This window comes from Streptomyces luteosporeus, assembly GCF_039532865.1.
GTDB classification, from domain to species: Bacteria; Actinomycetota; Actinomycetes; order Streptomycetales; family Streptomycetaceae; genus Streptomyces; species Streptomyces luteosporeus.
In genome coordinates this window covers 59,456-74,059 of sequence record NZ_BAAASL010000009.1, presented here as the reverse complement: position 1 = coordinate 74,059, position 14,604 = coordinate 59,456, and the positions used below count along the sequence as shown (strand labels likewise).

General features: G+C 74.0%; 8 protein-coding genes. 1 reads left to right on the top strand and 7 read right to left on the bottom strand.

Annotation, left to right across the window (positions count from 1 at the left end; genetic code table 11):
* Positions 1-9: 9 nt before the first annotated feature.
* The 7 genes from ABD361_RS13805 to ABD361_RS13775 form a co-directional block, all read right to left on the bottom strand.
* A complete protein-coding gene (locus tag ABD361_RS13805; RefSeq protein ID WP_344435408.1) occupies positions 10-1,230 on the bottom strand; it encodes a glycosyltransferase in 1,221 nt (406 codons plus the stop codon).
* A gap of 127 nt (positions 1,231-1,357) precedes the next feature.
* The gene (locus tag ABD361_RS13800; RefSeq protein WP_344435407.1) at positions 1,358-2,542 is read right to left on the bottom strand and encodes an acyl-CoA dehydrogenase family protein; all 1,185 of its coding nucleotides are present in this window, start codon (positions 2,540-2,542) and stop codon (positions 1,358-1,360) included.
* A 39-nt stretch (positions 2,543-2,581) separates the two neighbouring features.
* Positions 2,582-3,520 carry a 3-hydroxyacyl-CoA dehydrogenase NAD-binding domain-containing protein gene (locus ABD361_RS13795; protein ID WP_344435406.1) on the bottom strand — a complete coding sequence of 313 codons (939 nt, stop codon included), beginning with the start codon at positions 3,518-3,520 and terminating at the stop codon, positions 2,582-2,584.
* Complete coding sequence (locus ABD361_RS13790; RefSeq protein ID WP_344435404.1) at positions 3,517-4,272, bottom strand: acetoacetate decarboxylase; 756 nt, start codon at positions 4,270-4,272, stop codon at positions 3,517-3,519. Before ABD361_RS13790 ends, ABD361_RS13795 begins: the two co-directional genes overlap by 4 nt.
* A complete protein-coding gene (locus tag ABD361_RS13785) occupies positions 4,269-5,078 on the bottom strand; it encodes a crotonase/enoyl-CoA hydratase family protein (RefSeq protein ID WP_344435402.1) in 810 nt (269 codons plus the stop codon). The genes ABD361_RS13790 and ABD361_RS13785 overlap by 4 nt, the downstream gene beginning before the upstream one ends.
* Positions 5,075-6,265, bottom strand: coding sequence for a CaiB/BaiF CoA transferase family protein (locus ABD361_RS13780; RefSeq protein ID WP_344435401.1), 1,191 nt, complete (start codon positions 6,263-6,265; stop codon positions 5,075-5,077). Before ABD361_RS13780 ends, ABD361_RS13785 begins: the two co-directional genes overlap by 4 nt.
* A 166-nt stretch (positions 6,266-6,431) precedes the next feature.
* A complete protein-coding gene (locus tag ABD361_RS13775) occupies positions 6,432-7,340 on the bottom strand; it encodes a LysR family transcriptional regulator (RefSeq protein ID WP_344435400.1) in 909 nt (302 codons plus the stop codon).
* Between the two features lie 94 nt (positions 7,341-7,434).
* Between ABD361_RS13775 and ABD361_RS13770 the strand changes: the two genes are divergently transcribed.
* The gene (locus ABD361_RS13770; protein ID WP_344435399.1) at positions 7,435-14,553 is read left to right on the top strand and encodes an SDR family NAD(P)-dependent oxidoreductase; all 7,119 of its coding nucleotides are present in this window, start codon (positions 7,435-7,437) and stop codon (positions 14,551-14,553) included.
* The last annotated feature ends 51 nt before the right edge of the window (positions 14,554-14,604 follow it).

The window sequence follows — 14,604 nt, the reverse complement described above, 5'->3', positions numbered from 1 at the left end:
GATCACCGATCAACCGCGACACAGCCGCTGCGCGGCCGCCATGGCCCCGTCGGTGCGGATCGTGCCGGCCACCTCCGCCGCCCGCGCACGGGTCTCGGGGGCCAGGGCAGTGACCAGCGCGGCCGAGAGGGACGCGAAGGTGGGGGTCGGGCCGTCGTGTGCCGCGCCGATGCCCAGTTCGGCCACCCGGGCGGCCCAGTAGGGCTGGTCCGCCATCTGCGGCACCACCACCTGAGGCGCACCGGCCAGCGCGGCCGTCGTCGTGGTGCCCGCGCCGCCGTGGTGCACGACGGCGGCCACCCGGCGGAACAGCGCCTGCTGGTTGACCTCGCCGACGGCGAAGCAGTCGTCCCCTTCGTCGGTCAGCGCCAGGCCGGCCCAGCCGCGGGAGACGAGTACGCGGCGGCCCTGCGCGCGGATCGCCTCGACGGCCGCGTGGGCGACGTCCTGCGCATCGCGCATCGGCATGCTGCCGAAGCCCACGTACACCGGTGGTGTGCCGGCGTCCAGGAACGCCTCCAGGCCGGCCGGGAGCGGGCGTTCGTCCTGCCGGATCCACGCGCCGGTCTGGACGACGTCGAGGTCCGCCGGGCGCAGCCACGGAGCCAGGGTCGGGTCGGCCGCCAGCCACGGGCAGTCGGTGAAGACGTGGTCGCGGACGTTGTCCACCGGGGGCAGGCCGATCGATGCCCGGTGGGTGTTGATCGCCTCGCCGAAGAGCGCGTTCAGGTTCTCCGTGTTCAGCTCCCACAGCACCCGGTTGTCCGTGACGTCCGGTGGGACCGGCCGGCCCGGCCAGGCGAGCGGCGGGTGGTGCGGCGACGGCAGGTAGGTCGGGAAGTAGGCCGCGAAGACGTAGGGGATGCCCAGCTTCTCGGCCACGGCCCGTGCGGCGGCCGCGGCCGGCAGCAGGCCCGTCGCCACGACCGCGTCACAGCCCTCGGCCGCCGCGGCGATCTGTTCGTACGTCGCGGCGACCATCCGGGCCGCGCGCTCGGGCAGGCTCTCCGCCGGCGGCGGATTCGACGTCCCCGTCACTGCCTTGGTCGCCATCTCGCGCACCGACCGGCCGAGCGGCACCAGCGGGAGGCCGAACCCGTCCAGCAGTTCCGCGAAGTCCGGCGGCGCGCACACCTGCGCCTCGGCACCGAGCTCGCGCAGGCTCACCGCGAGCCCCACCATCGGCTCGACGTCCCCACGCGACCCGTAGGCCACCAACAACACACGCATTCCGCGCCCCCGTACCTTCGTCTTCCGGCTCAGGTCGGTGATTCTGCGGCACGACCGGGGCCTTGCCACAAGTCCCCCCGAGCCCTATATGTTGATCATGGCAGGGTTGCCGACGTCGGAGCGCTCGTCACGCGAAGGCGCTGTGGCCGGTGATGGACTTGCCGACGATGAGGGTGTTCATCTCGCGGGTGCCCTCGAAGGAGTAGACGGCCTCGGCGTCGGCGAAGAACTTGGCGATCTCGTATTCGAGGACGATGCCGTTGCCGCCGAAGAGCTCACGGGCCCAGGCGACGCATTCGCGCATCCGGGTGGTGGTGAACGCCTTGGCGAGGGCGGCCTGTTCGGCGCTGTCGCGGCCGTGTGCGGCGAGCTGGCCGAGGCGGACGACCATGCCGAACATGGCGGTGATGTTGCCGAGCATCTTCACCAGCAGGTCCTGGACGAGCTGGAAGGCCCCGATGGGCCTGCCGAACTGCACACGGTCGACGGCGTAGGCGCGGGCGAGTTCGTAGGCGCGTACGGCCACCGCCAGCGCCTGCCAGGCCACCCCGCCCCGCGTGCGGGCCAGGACGGCGGCGGTGTCGCGGAAGCTCCCGACCTGCTGCAGGCGGTCGGTTTCGGGGACCCGCACCTCGTCGAGGGTGAGGTCGGCGTTCTGCACGGTTCGGAGCGCGATCTTGCCTTCTATCTTGGCAGCGGTGAAACCGGGGGTGCCCTTCTTCACCACGAATCCCTTGACGTTGCCGTCGGCGGTGTCGCGGGCCCAGACCACGACGAGATCGGCGAAGGTGCCGTTGCCGATCCACCGCTTGCTGCCGTTGAGGATCCAGGTGTCGCCGTCGCGCCGGGCGGTGGTGCGCATGCCGCCCGCGACGTCGGAGCCGCCCTCGGGTTCGGTCAGGGCGAAGGCGCCGATCTTCTTCATGGCCGCCATGTCCGGCAGCCAGCGGTCGCGCTGCTCCTGGCTCCCTCCGCCGTGGATGCTGCCCATGGCCAGTCCGGTGTGGACTCCGGTGAAGACGCCGAGGGAGGGGTCGATGCGGTTGAGTTCCAGGGTGAGGAAGCCGGAGAACAGTGCGCTGCGGCTTCGGCCGTCACCGTACTCCGGGTACGCATATCCGGCGAGCCGGAGCTTCGCCACCTTCTCGATCGCCGCGAAGGGGAATTCCGCCCGTTCCCAGGCGGCGTCGAACAGCGGCTTGATCTCGCTCTCCAGGACGTCGCGGACGAGGGCCAGCTCGGCCCGCTCGGCGTCGCTGAGCAGGTCGGCGTACCCGAAGAAATCGGCGGTGGGGTTGGCGGGCTTGGGCATGGGGTGACTCCTGTGCGTATCGCGTAGGGTTCAGTTGGTTCAGTTGATTCGGTCGTTCTCGGTCCGGCGCAACGCCGCGTCGAGCGCGAGTTGTTTGCGGTCGCGGAGCGCGGCGCGCTGCCGGTACGCCTCGGGACCGCTGCCGTAGGCGGCCTCCGTCTGCCGGACGAGCGTGGCGACGGCGGCGGCGTCCAGTTCCGGGTGGCCGAGGCGCCGCCAGCCCTCGGCGAGGCCGGGGCCCAGGTGCTGCATCATGTGCCGGATGCCGCCGGGGCCACCGCCCAGGTGGAAGCTCTCGAAAGGGCCGACGGCGGCGTAGCGGCCGCCCAGTGACGCCTTCATCACCGTGTCGAGTTCCTCCGCGTCGACCACACCGCTGAGGACGAGGTGGATCGCCTCCTGGAGCACTGCGCCCTGCAGCCGGTTGGCCGCGAATCCGGGGAGCTCCTTGCGCAGCCGCACCGGCGTTTTCCCCAGCGAACGGTAGAAGGCGATAGCCGTCTCCACGGTCTTCTCCGTCGTGCGTGCGCCCGGCACGATCTCCACGAGCGGGACGATGTGCGGCGGATTGAAGGGGTGCGCGACCAGCAGCCGCGCGGCGGCCTCGTCCGGCAGCCGCTCGGCGATGGCGGAGGCGACGATTCCGGAGCTGGAGGTGGCCAGCAGCGCGTCGGCCGGGGCGTGGCGGGCGATGTCGGCGAACAGCCGCTGTTTGAACTCCAGGTTCTCCGGGCCGTTCTCCTGTACGAGGCGCGCTCCGGCCACGGCCTCGGCCAGGTCGTGGGTGGTACGGATGCGGCCGCGCAGCTCCGCCGCGTCGCTGCCGGGCAGTCCGGCGGCGAGCATCGGCAGCGCCTCGTCCACGGCTCCGTCGAGATCCTCGCGTGGATCGGTGACGGTCACCTCGATTCCGTACGCGGCGAACAGCGCGGCCCACGCGAGGCCGATGGTGCCGGCGCCGACGACAGCGGTGGTCATGACGGGTCCTCCTCGGTGAGGTAGTCGTGGACGGCAACGGCGGGGCCCAGCGTGAGGTCCGTGACGATGTGGCTGGCCGAGACGATCTCGCACACCGGCAGGTCGGCCAGGGGTGCCAGCACGTGGGCGAAGAGCTGCAGCCGCGCTGGCCCGGTGTGGGCCTCCTTGACCACGAGATCGGTGATCTGCGTGCGGACGAGTTCGCAGACGCGCGGGGTGCCGTCGTAACCGGGAACGGACTTGAGCATGTACGTCGGCACGGTGATCTGTCCGCGGGCGTGCTCGGGGTCGAGCGGGTGGTGCTTGTATCCCATGGTGGCGGTGGCGACCCGTACGCTGCCGTAGTCCAGCGTTCCGACCAGCGCGGCGTGGTCGGCGTACAGAGCGGGTGTGCCCATCGCCTTCGGGTAGGCGCTCACCTCGCGGCCGGCGGCCGTGGCGGCGAAGCTGTCGAGGTACATCGCGTGCAGGTATTCGCCGTGCTCGTCCCCGAACCGCACGGGGATCGCCTGCCCGGCCTCGACGTACGGGCCGTAGGCCGTGGCGTCGCCCATCTTCATCACCTCGAACCGCACCAGCGGCTCGCCGGGGTCGACGTGCAGCGGCTCGGGGACCACGGCCCGCAGGGCCTCGGGGTCGGTGCGGTAGACGATGCTGAAGTACTCGCGGTCGGTGAAGCGTGCGGCGACGGGGGCGTACGCGGGCGCTGTGGCGGGTGTGGTGAGGGTCCGCAGGACCTGTGCGCGGTTCATCGTCCGCTCCACTGCGGCGCGCGCTTCTCGGCGAAGGCACGGACCCCTTCGGCGAAGTCGGCCGAGCGCAGCAGCGCGCCGATCTCGTCGGCCTGCGCGGCGAACGCCTCGGCCTCCGGTGTTCCGTCCGCCCGCTGGACGGTCCTCTTCACCGCGGCCAGGGCCAGCGGCGCGTTGGCCGCGATGTCCCCGGCGAGCTCCAGGGCGGCCGGCAGCGCCCGGCCGTCGGGGACGAGGCGGTTGACGAGGCCGAGGTCGCGGGCGCGTTCGGCTGTGACGGTGCATCCGGTGAGGAGGAGCTCCATGGCCAGGTGGTGGGGAATGCGCCTGGGAAGCCGTACCACCCCGCCGCCCCCGGCGATCAGCCCGCGCCTGACCTCGGGCAGCGCGAAGCGGGCGCCTTCGGCGGCAACCACCAGGTCGCAGGCCAGGGCCAGTTCGAAGCCGCCGCCCAGGGCGTGGCCCTCGACGGCCGCGATCAGCGGCTTGGCCGTACGCGCCTCGACGAGCCCGGCGAAGCCCTTGCCGGGCACGCTCACCTGCTCGCCGCGGGCGGCGGCCTTGAGGTCCATGCCCGCGCAGAACGTGCCGTCCGCGCCGGTGAGGACCCCCACCCGCAGGCCGGGTCCGCACTCCAGGCGGTCGACGGCGGCGGCGATGCCGCGGGCGACCTCGGCGTTCACGGCGTTGCGGGCCCGGGGGCGGTCGATCGTGACGACGAGGGTGCTGCCGACGGTGTCCGTGCGGACGGCGTCGTTGCGGACGGCGTCGTTGCGGACGGTGTCCGTGCGGGGGATGTCGTTCATCGCCGCACCTCGCTCCGGGCGAGCTCGCCGAGCACCTCGTCGGTGTGCTGGCCGGGCAGCGGCGCGTGCCGGCGCACCGAGGCCGGGGTCGCGGAGAAGGCGAACGGTACGCCGACCACCCGGTAGGTGCCCTCGCTGGGGTGCTCGGCGACGTCCAGCAGATGGCCCGCTCGGACGTACGGGTCCTCGGCGGCCTCGTCGAGCCGCAGCACCGGGCCGAAGGGAATGCTGTGCTCGGCGCACACCTGTGCCCACTGCGCGGTGGTCAGCCGGGGTGTCACCGTCTCCAGCAGTTCGGCCAGGGCCTCGCCGTCGCGCGCGGCGTCGATGGACTCGCCGTTGACGCGCGGGTCCGCGGCCAAATCGGGGCGACCGGCGGCGGTGAACAGGTCGCGGAAGTTCTGCGGGCCATAGGGGATGACCATCGCCAGGCCGTCCTTGGTCGGGCGGGCCCGGTGCCCCTTGTTCATGGACAACGGGAAGCCGGTCGGGCCCATCGGCGGCTCGAAGGTACGGCCCTGCAGGTGCTCGACCAGGTTGAACGCCAGCAACGTGTCCACCATGGGGACCTCGATGTGCTGCCCGCGCCCGGTCGCGCGCTGGTGGACGAGGGCCGCCAGCGCCGCGTACACGATCGTCAGCGCGGCGACCTTGTCACCGAAGATGCTCGGCAGCACGACGGGCGCCCCCACGTCCCCCGCCCGCTCCGCGAGGTCGATGAGCCCGGATGCGGCCTGCACCGTCTCGTCGTAGGCGGCCAGAGCGGCCCGGTCGGAGTCGGAGCGGAACCCTTGCGCGTGGGCGTAGACGAGGCGGGGGTTGGCAGCGGCGAGGCTGTCGTAGTCCATGCCCAGGCGGCGCAGGGCGTCGATGCGCATGTTGGTGATCAGGATGTCGGCGGTGCCGATCAGCTCCAGGGCGGTGGTGTGCTCGTGCTCGTCCTTGAGGTCGAGTGCCACGCTGCGCTTGTTGCGGTTGACGTTGAGGTTCAGGGGCGTCATGCCCGGCGTGCGGTGCAGCGCGCCGATCCGTACGGTGTCGTTCGGCGACTCGATCTTGATGACGTCGGCGCCGAGGTCGCCGAGGATCTGCGCGGCGTACGGGCCCATGACCACCGTGGCCATGTCTATGACGCGCACTCCGGCCAGCGGGCCGCCGGGGGCATCCGATTCTGCTGCGGATTCCATCACCACTCCTTTTCCAGGAGAATTCACGGGGATTTCCCGGGGTTTCCCGGGTCGCATGGAAAACGCTAGTCCGGCGCGGTGGGGAAACCCAAGCGATCAGTGGCACCGATGCACGAAGAACGGCGTGACCGCAGCGGTCACGCCGTTCGCCGGGATCAGGGAGCGCTCAGCAGGGATCGACGGGTGCGGAGAACACCGCTCCGGCTTCCCGCACCAGGCCGTGCAGGTCACCGCCGGACTCGGCCCGGTCCCGGCGCCAGACCAGCCCGGTCGCCAGCGAGGGCGAGAAGTCCCGGAACGGCAGGACGACGCTCGTACCGTTTTCGCCCTCGCGGCTCTCCGCACTGAGCAAGGTGATTCCGAAGACCGAGCCGTTGGCGACGATTTCACGCACGCTCGCATAGTCCCCGATGTTGAGGCTGATCTCCTTGTGGATTCCCGCGGCTTTCAGGCGCACCCTGAGCTGGTCGAAATAGGTGGGGAGCGTGCCGGGTGCGGACGTGACGTACGTGTAGTCGGTGAGTTCGCTCAACGACACCGAGGTCCGTCCCTCGAACGCGGCGGCCGGCAGCAGCGCCCCCAGCGGCTCGTGCAGCAGCTCCAGCACCTCTATGCCCTCGGCGTGCACGGGCAGGTGCACCAAGGCCATGGCGAGGTCGCCGCGCTGTACGGCGTGCAGGAGGTTCGCGCTGTTGCCGGGCCAGCGCTTGACGTCGTAGGCGTCGGCACAGCGCGCTTCGAGCTCCCCCAGCCGCTCGCGCAGCCGCGGGTGCAGGGCCGGCACCACACCCACGTACGCCGCCCGCCGCTCGGGGCCCGCCGCCCGGCGCAGCTGCCAGGGAATGTCGTCGAACCGGCGGAGAACGTCCTTCGCCACCGGAAGCAGCGCCGTACCGGTGCGGGTCAGCGCCACGTGGTGCGAGTCCCGGTCGAACAGTTGCTGGCCGAGTTCGCGCTCCAGGTCACGTATCCGCTGGCTCAAGGGCGAAGTGGCCATGTGCAATTGACGCGCGGCCCGGGAGAAACTGAGGTTCTCGGCGACCGCCACGAAGTAGCGCAGATGAAAGATCTCCACTGCCGGACCCTACCGGGGGCTGTCAGGCTCTCGGGGACATGCCCCGCCCGCGCCGTCACCACCCGCCTGTTGTCACGTCACCGGAGGCACCGAAATGACAGACGTCCGGAGTGAATTGATCCGTGCGCTGCCGGCTGCGCTGGAGGCGCATGCGGCGCAAGCGGGAGGGAAGACCGCCTTCCGCGACGCACGGCGGGGCGTCACGTACCAGGAGCTGGCGGAGCGGACCGGCCGGTTGGCGGGGCACCTGGTGCGGCTGGGGGTGGCAAGAGGCGATCGGGTGGCGCTCGTGCTGGGCAACCGGGTGGAGGCGGTGGAGGCGTTCCTTGCGGTGGTGCGGGCGGGAGCGGTGGGGGTTCTGCTCGATCCCGGGGCCGCGGAGGCGGAGCTCGCGTACTTCCTCGACGACAGCGGAGCGGTGGCGGTGGTCACCGAGGAGACGCTCCTGCCGCGGGTCTCGCGAGTGGCCGCCGCTCGGCCGCGGTTGCGCTCACGCATCCTGGTGGCGGGCCGGGACGCCGTGCCGGACGGGGCGGGGGCGGGCACGTACTCTTTCGAGCAGCTCGCCGGGGCGGAGCCGGGGTGCGCGCCCCGGGACGACCTCGGCCTGGACGAGCCGGCCTGGATCCTCTACACCTCGGGGACCACGGGGCGCAGCAAGGGCGTGGTCTCCAGCCAGCGCGCCGCCTTGTGGTCCGTGGCGGCGGCCTACGCTCCGCTGTGGGGACTGGGTCCGCAGGACCGGCTGTTGTGGCCGTTGCCCCTGTTCCATGCCTACGCGCACTCGTTGTGCCTGCTGGGAGTGGTGAGCGTGGGCGCGAGCGCGTACCTCCTCGACCGGGGTGCGAACCTCGCGCAGGCGCTCGCCGAGGAGCCGTTCAGCGTGCTGGCCGGCGTGCCCGCCACCTACCGCCTGCTCACGAGCGCGGTCCGTGCCGCCTTGCGGCCGGCGTCCGGCCTGCGGCTGTGCGTGACCGCGGGCGCGCCGTGTCCCCCGGAGCTGCGGGCGGAGGTCGAGGAGCTGCTGGGCGCCCCGCTGGTCGACGGTTACGGCAGCACCGAGACCTGCGGGAAGATCACGGTCGACCGGCCCGGTGGTTCCGGGGACACCGCGGGTCTGCCGGTGCCCGGCGTCGAGGTGCGGCTGACCGATCCCAGCAGTGGTGACGACGTCGCCGACGGGGATGAAGGGGAGGTGTGGGTCCGCGGTCCGAACCTGATGCTCGGGTATCACCACCGTCCGGACGAGACCGCGCGGGCGTTCCGGGACGGCTGGTACCGCACGGGGGATCTGGGTCGCCGCGGACGGCACGGCGGTCTGCGCGTCACGGGCCGCCTCAAGGAACTGATCATCCGTGGTGGCGAGAACATCAACCCGGTCGAGGTCGAGGACGTGCTGCTCGCCTTGCCCGGCGTCGTGGACGCGGCGGTCGTCGGCAGGCCTCACGACGTGCTGGGCGAGGTGCCGGTCGCCGTCGTCGTCGCCGATCCGCGGCACGGCGTCGAGGCCGACCGCCTGCAGGCCCTGTGCCGGGAGCGGCTGTCGGACGTCAAGGTGCCCGACGAGGTGTACGAGACCGACGCCGTGCCCCGTACCCCCTCCGGCAAGACCGACCGAACCGCACTCGCCCGGCAGCTGGCCGAACGGCTGGGGCCGGCGCGCGAGGCCACGGCGTCCGCCCTGCGCCGGCGTCTGGCGGAGCTGTCCCCGCCCGAGCGGTCCGCCACGCTGCTGCGTCTCGTCCTCGCCGCGGCGGCGCACGCGAGCGGCGTGCCGGAGCGGGACCTGGCGCCGGGCCGGCCCTTCGCCGCCCTCGGGGTGACGTCCCTCGGGGGTGTCCTGCTGCGTGACCGGCTGGGCGCGGCCACCGGCCTGGAGTTGCCCGCGACCTTGGTGTTCGACCACCCGACGCCCGCTGCCGCAGCCGCGTTCCTGGAGACCGCGCTGCTCGGAGGACCGGCCCCGGCCGTCGACGGAGCGCGTACGCCTGCGGCGGAGCCGGTGGCCGTCGTCGCGATGGCCTGCCGGTACCCGGGGGGCGTGGCCTCGCCCGAGGACCTGTGGCGGCTGGTCGCGGACGGGGTCGACGCGACCTCGGACCTCCCCGGCGACCGCGGCTGGGACCTGTCCGCTCTCCACGACCCCGACCCCGACCGCCCCGGCACCTCCGTCACCCGCCGCGGCGGGTTCCTGCACGGGGCGGCCGACTTCGACGCGGCATTCTTCGGGATGTCCCCGCGGGAGGCACGGGCCACCGATCCGCAGCAGCGGCTTCTGCTGGAGATCACCTGGGAGGTCTGCGAGCGGGCCGGCATCGACCCGGCGAGCCTGCGCGGCAGCGACACCGGCGTCTTCGTCGGTGTGATGCACGACGACTACGGGGGCCGTCTGCTGCACCGCGGCCCGCACGAGCTGGAGGCGCAGCTCGCGCTGGGCTCGGCGGGCAGCGTGGCCTCGGGCCGCATCGCCTACGCCCTGGACCTGCACGGGCCCGCCGTGACCGTGGACACCGCGTGCTCGTCGTCGCTGGTGGCGATGCACTCGGCGGCACAGGCACTGCGCTCCGGCGAGTGCGCGCTGGCCGTGGCCGGGGGCGTGACGGTGATGGCGACTGCGACGCCGTTCGTCGCGTTCAGCAGGTTGCGCGGCCTGGCGCCGGACGGCCGGTGCAAGCCGTTCTCGGCCGCGGCCGACGGCACCGCCTGGGCCGAGGGCGCCGGGGTGGTGCTGCTGGAGCGCCTGTCCGACGCCCGGCGCAACGGCCATCCGGTGCTGGCCGTGCTGCGTGGTTCGGCCGTCGGCTCCGACGGCGCGTCCAACGGCCTGACCGCGCCGAGCGGCTCGGCCCAGCAGGAGGTGATCGGGCGGGCCCTGGCCGCCGCCGGACTGTCCCCGGCGGACGTCGACATGGTCGAGGCGCACGGCACCGGTACCGCGCTCGGCGACCCCGTGGAGGCCCGGGCGCTGCAGGCGGCGTACGGGCAGGGGCGGCCCGCCGACCGGCCGTTGTGGCTCGGGGCGCTCAAGTCCAACATCGGGCACACCCAGGCGGCTGCCGGTGTCGGCGGTGTCATCAGGACGGTCATGGCCATGCGCCACGGCCGGCTGCCGCGCATGCTGCACTGCGAGAAGCCGTCACCGCAGGTGGACTGGTCGTCGGGCGCCGTGCGGCCTGTGACGCGGGAGGAGGAGTGGCGGCCGGTGCCCGGCAGCCCGCGCCGGGCCGGGATCTCCGCGTTCGGCATCGGCGGGACCAACGCCCACGTCATCCTGGAAGAAGCCACTCAGGACACCGCCGAGCCGTCTCCTGCCGTGAGGCCCTGGAGCGCGGTGCCGCCACTGCTGCTGTCGGGCGCGGATCCACAGGCCCTGCGCGCGCAGGCCGGGCAGGTGGCGGCTCTGCTGCGGGAGCGGCCCGGGCTGTCCTCGCTGGACGTCGCCTTCTCCCTGGCCACGACCCGGGCGGCGCTCACGCACCGGGCCGCTGTGGCCGCGGGGGATCGCCGGGCGCTGCTGAGTGCTCTGGACACGGTGGCGGCGACCGGTTCCGGAAGCGGCGAGGTGAGGCCGGGCCCGCCTGCCGGACGACCGGCCCTGCTGTTCTCCGGCCAGGGCGCACAGCGGCCCGGCATGGGCCGGGAGCTGTACGCCGCCTTCCCCGGCTTCGCCGCCGCCTTCGACGCCTTGTGCGCACGGTTCGATGACACGGGCAGCCTGGAGCGGCCCCTGCGTTCCGTGCTCCGGGCGGACGAGAACACCGGCGACGCCGCCCTGCTGGAGCGGACCGACTTCGCGCAGGCGGGGCTGTTCGTCTTCGAAGTGGCGCTGTTCCGGCTGCTGGAGTCCTGGGGAGTGCGGCCGTACGCCGTCGCCGGGCACTCCGTGGGCGAGCTGGCGGCGGCTCACGTCGCGGGCGTCCTTTCGGAGCAGGAGGCGGTGGAGCTGGTCGCGGCCCGGGGCCGGCTGATGCGCCGGCTGCCCGGTGGCGGCGCCATGGTGGCGCTGGAGGCCTCCGAGGACGAGGTGGCGGACGCGGTGGCGGAAGAACTCACGGATCCGGCGCACCGCGTGGCGATCGCGGCGGTGAACGGTCCACGGTCGGTCGTCGTCTCCGGGGAGGAGGCCGCCGTGCGCGCCGTCGCGGCCCGGTTCGCCGGGCGCGGACGCCGCGCCACCCGGCTTCGGGCCGGCCATGCCTTCCACTCGCCCCTGATGGACCCGATGCTCGCAGAGTTCGGCCGCATCGCGTCGGGGACGACGTACGGCAGGCCGCGTATCCCGGTCGTCTCGACGCTGACGGGGCACCGGGCGGAGGGGGACGACCTGCGCTCGGCGGCGTACTGGGCGCGGCACGCCCGGGAAACCGTACGGTTCGGGGACGCCGTGCGTCATCTCGTGCGCGAGGAGCAGGTGACCGCGTTCGTGGAGGTGGGCCCCGACGCACAGCTCACGACGGCTGTCCTGGGCGGCGTGGCCGGGGAGCGCGAGGGGCTGGTGTGCACGGCCACCGCGCGGGCCGGCGTGCCGGAGGCGGAGGCGCTGCTGAGCGCGCTCGGCCGGCTGCACGTGCACGGCCTGCCGATGGACTGGCCCCGGGTGTACGCGGGCAGCGGCGCCCGGCGGGTGGATCTGCCGACCTACCCCTTCCAGCGGCGGCGCCACTGGCTGGACGGCACTGCCGCCCCCGCACCGGCCGGCGGCGACCATCCGCTGCTGGCCACGACGACAACTGTGCCCGGCACGGAACGCCTGCTGTGCACCGGTCACCTCTCCCTCGCGGCCCAGCCGTGGCTGCGCGACCACGTCGTTGCCGGGCAGGTGCTCGTACCCGCCGCCGCGTTCGCGGAGATGGTGCTCCACGCGGGCGACGCGTGCGGGCTTCAGGTCGCCGAGGACTTCACCCTGCTGGCGCCGCTGCCCCTGCCCGGCTCCGGGGAGGGCGTCCAGGTGCAGGTGGTCGTCGGCGAACCGGACGCGACCGGACGCCGCACCGCGGACGTCCACTCCCGCCCCCGGGAGTCGGGACCGCTCGGCACCTGGACGCACCACGCGAGCGGCCGGCTCGGCCCGGCCACCGGCCCCGGGAGCAGCCGCGAGGGCGGCGCCTGCGCGTGGCCGCCCCCGGGCGCCGTGCCCGTGGACCTCACGGACGCCTACGAGCGCCTGGCCGGCGCCGGTTACGCGTACGGCCCCGCGTTCCGGTGCGTCACGGCCCTGTGGCGCGGGCCGGACGAGGAGGCCGAGGAGGTCTTCGCCGAGGTGGGACTGCCCGACGACACGAGCGCCGACGCCGGGCGGTACGGCATGCACCCCGCCCTCCTGGACGCCGCCCTGCACGCGCCGCTGCTCGCCGCTGCTGCCACCGGCCCCGCCCGGATACCGTTCGCCTGGCGCGGCATGAGCGTGTACGCGGTCGGTGCCACGGCGCTGCGCGTGCGCATCCGCACGACCGGCACGGACACGGTCGCCGTCGACCTCGCCGACCCGGCGGGCAGGCCGGTGGCCGGGGTGGAGTCCTTGACCACCCGCCCGCTGCCGCAGACCGTCGACGCCGCGACCGGAGAGCTGTACGGCCTGCGGTGGACCGCCGTTCCGGCCGGCGGCGACGGGCCGCTCCCGTCCGTGGCGCACCCCGACGACCTCGGCCTGCGCTCCGTGCTCCCCGCGTCGCCGGCCGGGCGGCGCAGCGCCCCGGCGACGGTGGTGGTCTCCCTGGCCTCCCGCTCCTCGGGCTCCGACCCGCTCACGGACACCCATGCCCTGACCGCGCGGGCCCTGGCCGTGGTGCAGGACCGTCTGTCCGCCCCGGCCGCGCCCGGAGCGCACCTCGTCGTGGTGACCCGCGGCGCCACCTCCGCCGTGCCGGACCTGCCGGCCGCGGCGGTGTGGGGCCTGGTGCGTTCGGCACAGGCGGAGCATCCCGGGCGGCTCACGATCGTGGACACCGACGGCCGGCCCGAGTCCCTGCGCCTGCTGCCCGCCGCCGTCGCCACCGGCGAACCCCAGCTGTCCCTTGCCGCCGGCGCCGTGCGCGTTCCCCGGCTCGCCGGCTCGGCCCCCCGGCCGGGCCACGTTCCGGCGGGGGGAACGATCCTGGTGACGGGCGGCACCGGAGGCCTCGGCGGCGTCCTGGCCCGGCACTTGGCCACCCGGCACCATGCCCGCCACCTCGTCCTCGTCAGCCGTCGCGGCCTGCGGTCACCGGGCGCGCAGCGGCTGCAGGCCGAGCTGGAGGAAGCCGGCGCCCGCGTCGACGTGGTCGCGTGCGATGCCGCCGACCGCACGCAGCTGGCCGCCGTCGTGGCCACGTATGCGCACGAGCTGAGCGCCGTCGTGCACGCCGCCGGCGTCCTGGACGACGGGGTGCTGGAGGCCCTGACGCCCGACCGGCTTGCCGCGGTGCTGCGGCCGAAGGCGGACGCCGCCTGGCACCTTCACGAGCTGACGAGGCATCTGCCGCTGTCGCACTTCGTGCTGTTCTCCTCCGCGGCCGGGCTGCTGGGCCACGCCGGCCAGGCCAACTACGCCGCCGCGAACGCCTTCCTGGACGCGCTCGCCCACCACCGCGCCGCCCTCGGCCTGCCGGCCCTCTCCCTCGTCTGGGGCCCGTGGGCGGGCGGGGAGGGCATGGCGGCCCGGACCGCCGGCCCCGGCCCGGCCATGGACGGCGTGCTGCGCGCCGTCTCCCCCGCCCAGGGCCTGGCGATGTTCGACGCCGCGCTGGGCAGCGGCGAGCCGGTGCTGGCCCCGCTCCTGCTGGACCGCTGCCGGCGGACGGGGACCACCGGACGGCCGGTACCACCGCCCCTGCGCGGGCTCCTGCGCCCGCCCCGCCCGACCGCCGGCAGCGCGACCGGGGCGGGCGACGATCCCGCAGCCACCGCCGGAGCCTGGCGCGAACGGCTCGCCGCACTGCCCGTACCGGAGAGGGCGCCGGCCCTGCTGGAGCTCGTCCGCGAGGAGGTCGCCACGGTGCTCGGCCACACCGACGCGGCCGCCGTGGCCCCCGACCAGCCCTTCACCGAGCTGGGCTTCGACTCCCTGAGCGGGGTGATGCTGCGCAACCGTCTGAGTACGCTCACCGGTCTGCCGCTGCCCGCCACTGCCGTGTTCGCGTGGCCCAGTGCCGCGGAGCTGGCCGGCCATCTCCACCAGGAGCTGGGCACGACCCTGCTCGACCCGTCCGGCCTCGAGCCGCCCTCGGAGAGGTGACACGCCCTTGCGTCCTCTTCCCCCGCCGGGCCGCCGACCCGCCGGTTCGAC

Excerpts from the sequence above, each read along its gene's own strand:
- ABD361_RS13805 (WP_344435408.1), bottom strand. The coding sequence starts at position 1,230 with ATGCGTGTGTTGTTGGTGGCCTACGGGTCGCGTGGGGACGTCGAGCCG.
- ABD361_RS13800 (WP_344435407.1), bottom strand. The coding sequence starts at position 2,542 with ATGCCCAAGCCCGCCAACCCCACCGCCGATTTCTTCGGGTACGCCGAC.
- ABD361_RS13795 (WP_344435406.1), bottom strand. The coding sequence starts at position 3,520 with ATGACCACCGCTGTCGTCGGCGCCGGCACCATCGGCCTCGCGTGGGCC.
- ABD361_RS13790 (WP_344435404.1), bottom strand. The coding sequence starts at position 4,272 with ATGAACCGCGCACAGGTCCTGCGGACCCTCACCACACCCGCCACAGCG.
- ABD361_RS13785 (WP_344435402.1), bottom strand. The coding sequence starts at position 5,078 with ATGAACGACATCCCCCGCACGGACACCGTCCGCAACGACGCCGTCCGC.
- ABD361_RS13780 (WP_344435401.1), bottom strand. The coding sequence starts at position 6,265 with ATGGAATCCGCAGCAGAATCGGATGCCCCCGGCGGCCCGCTGGCCGGA.
- ABD361_RS13770 (WP_344435399.1), top strand. The coding sequence starts at position 7,435 with ATGACAGACGTCCGGAGTGAATTGATCCGTGCGCTGCCGGCTGCGCTG.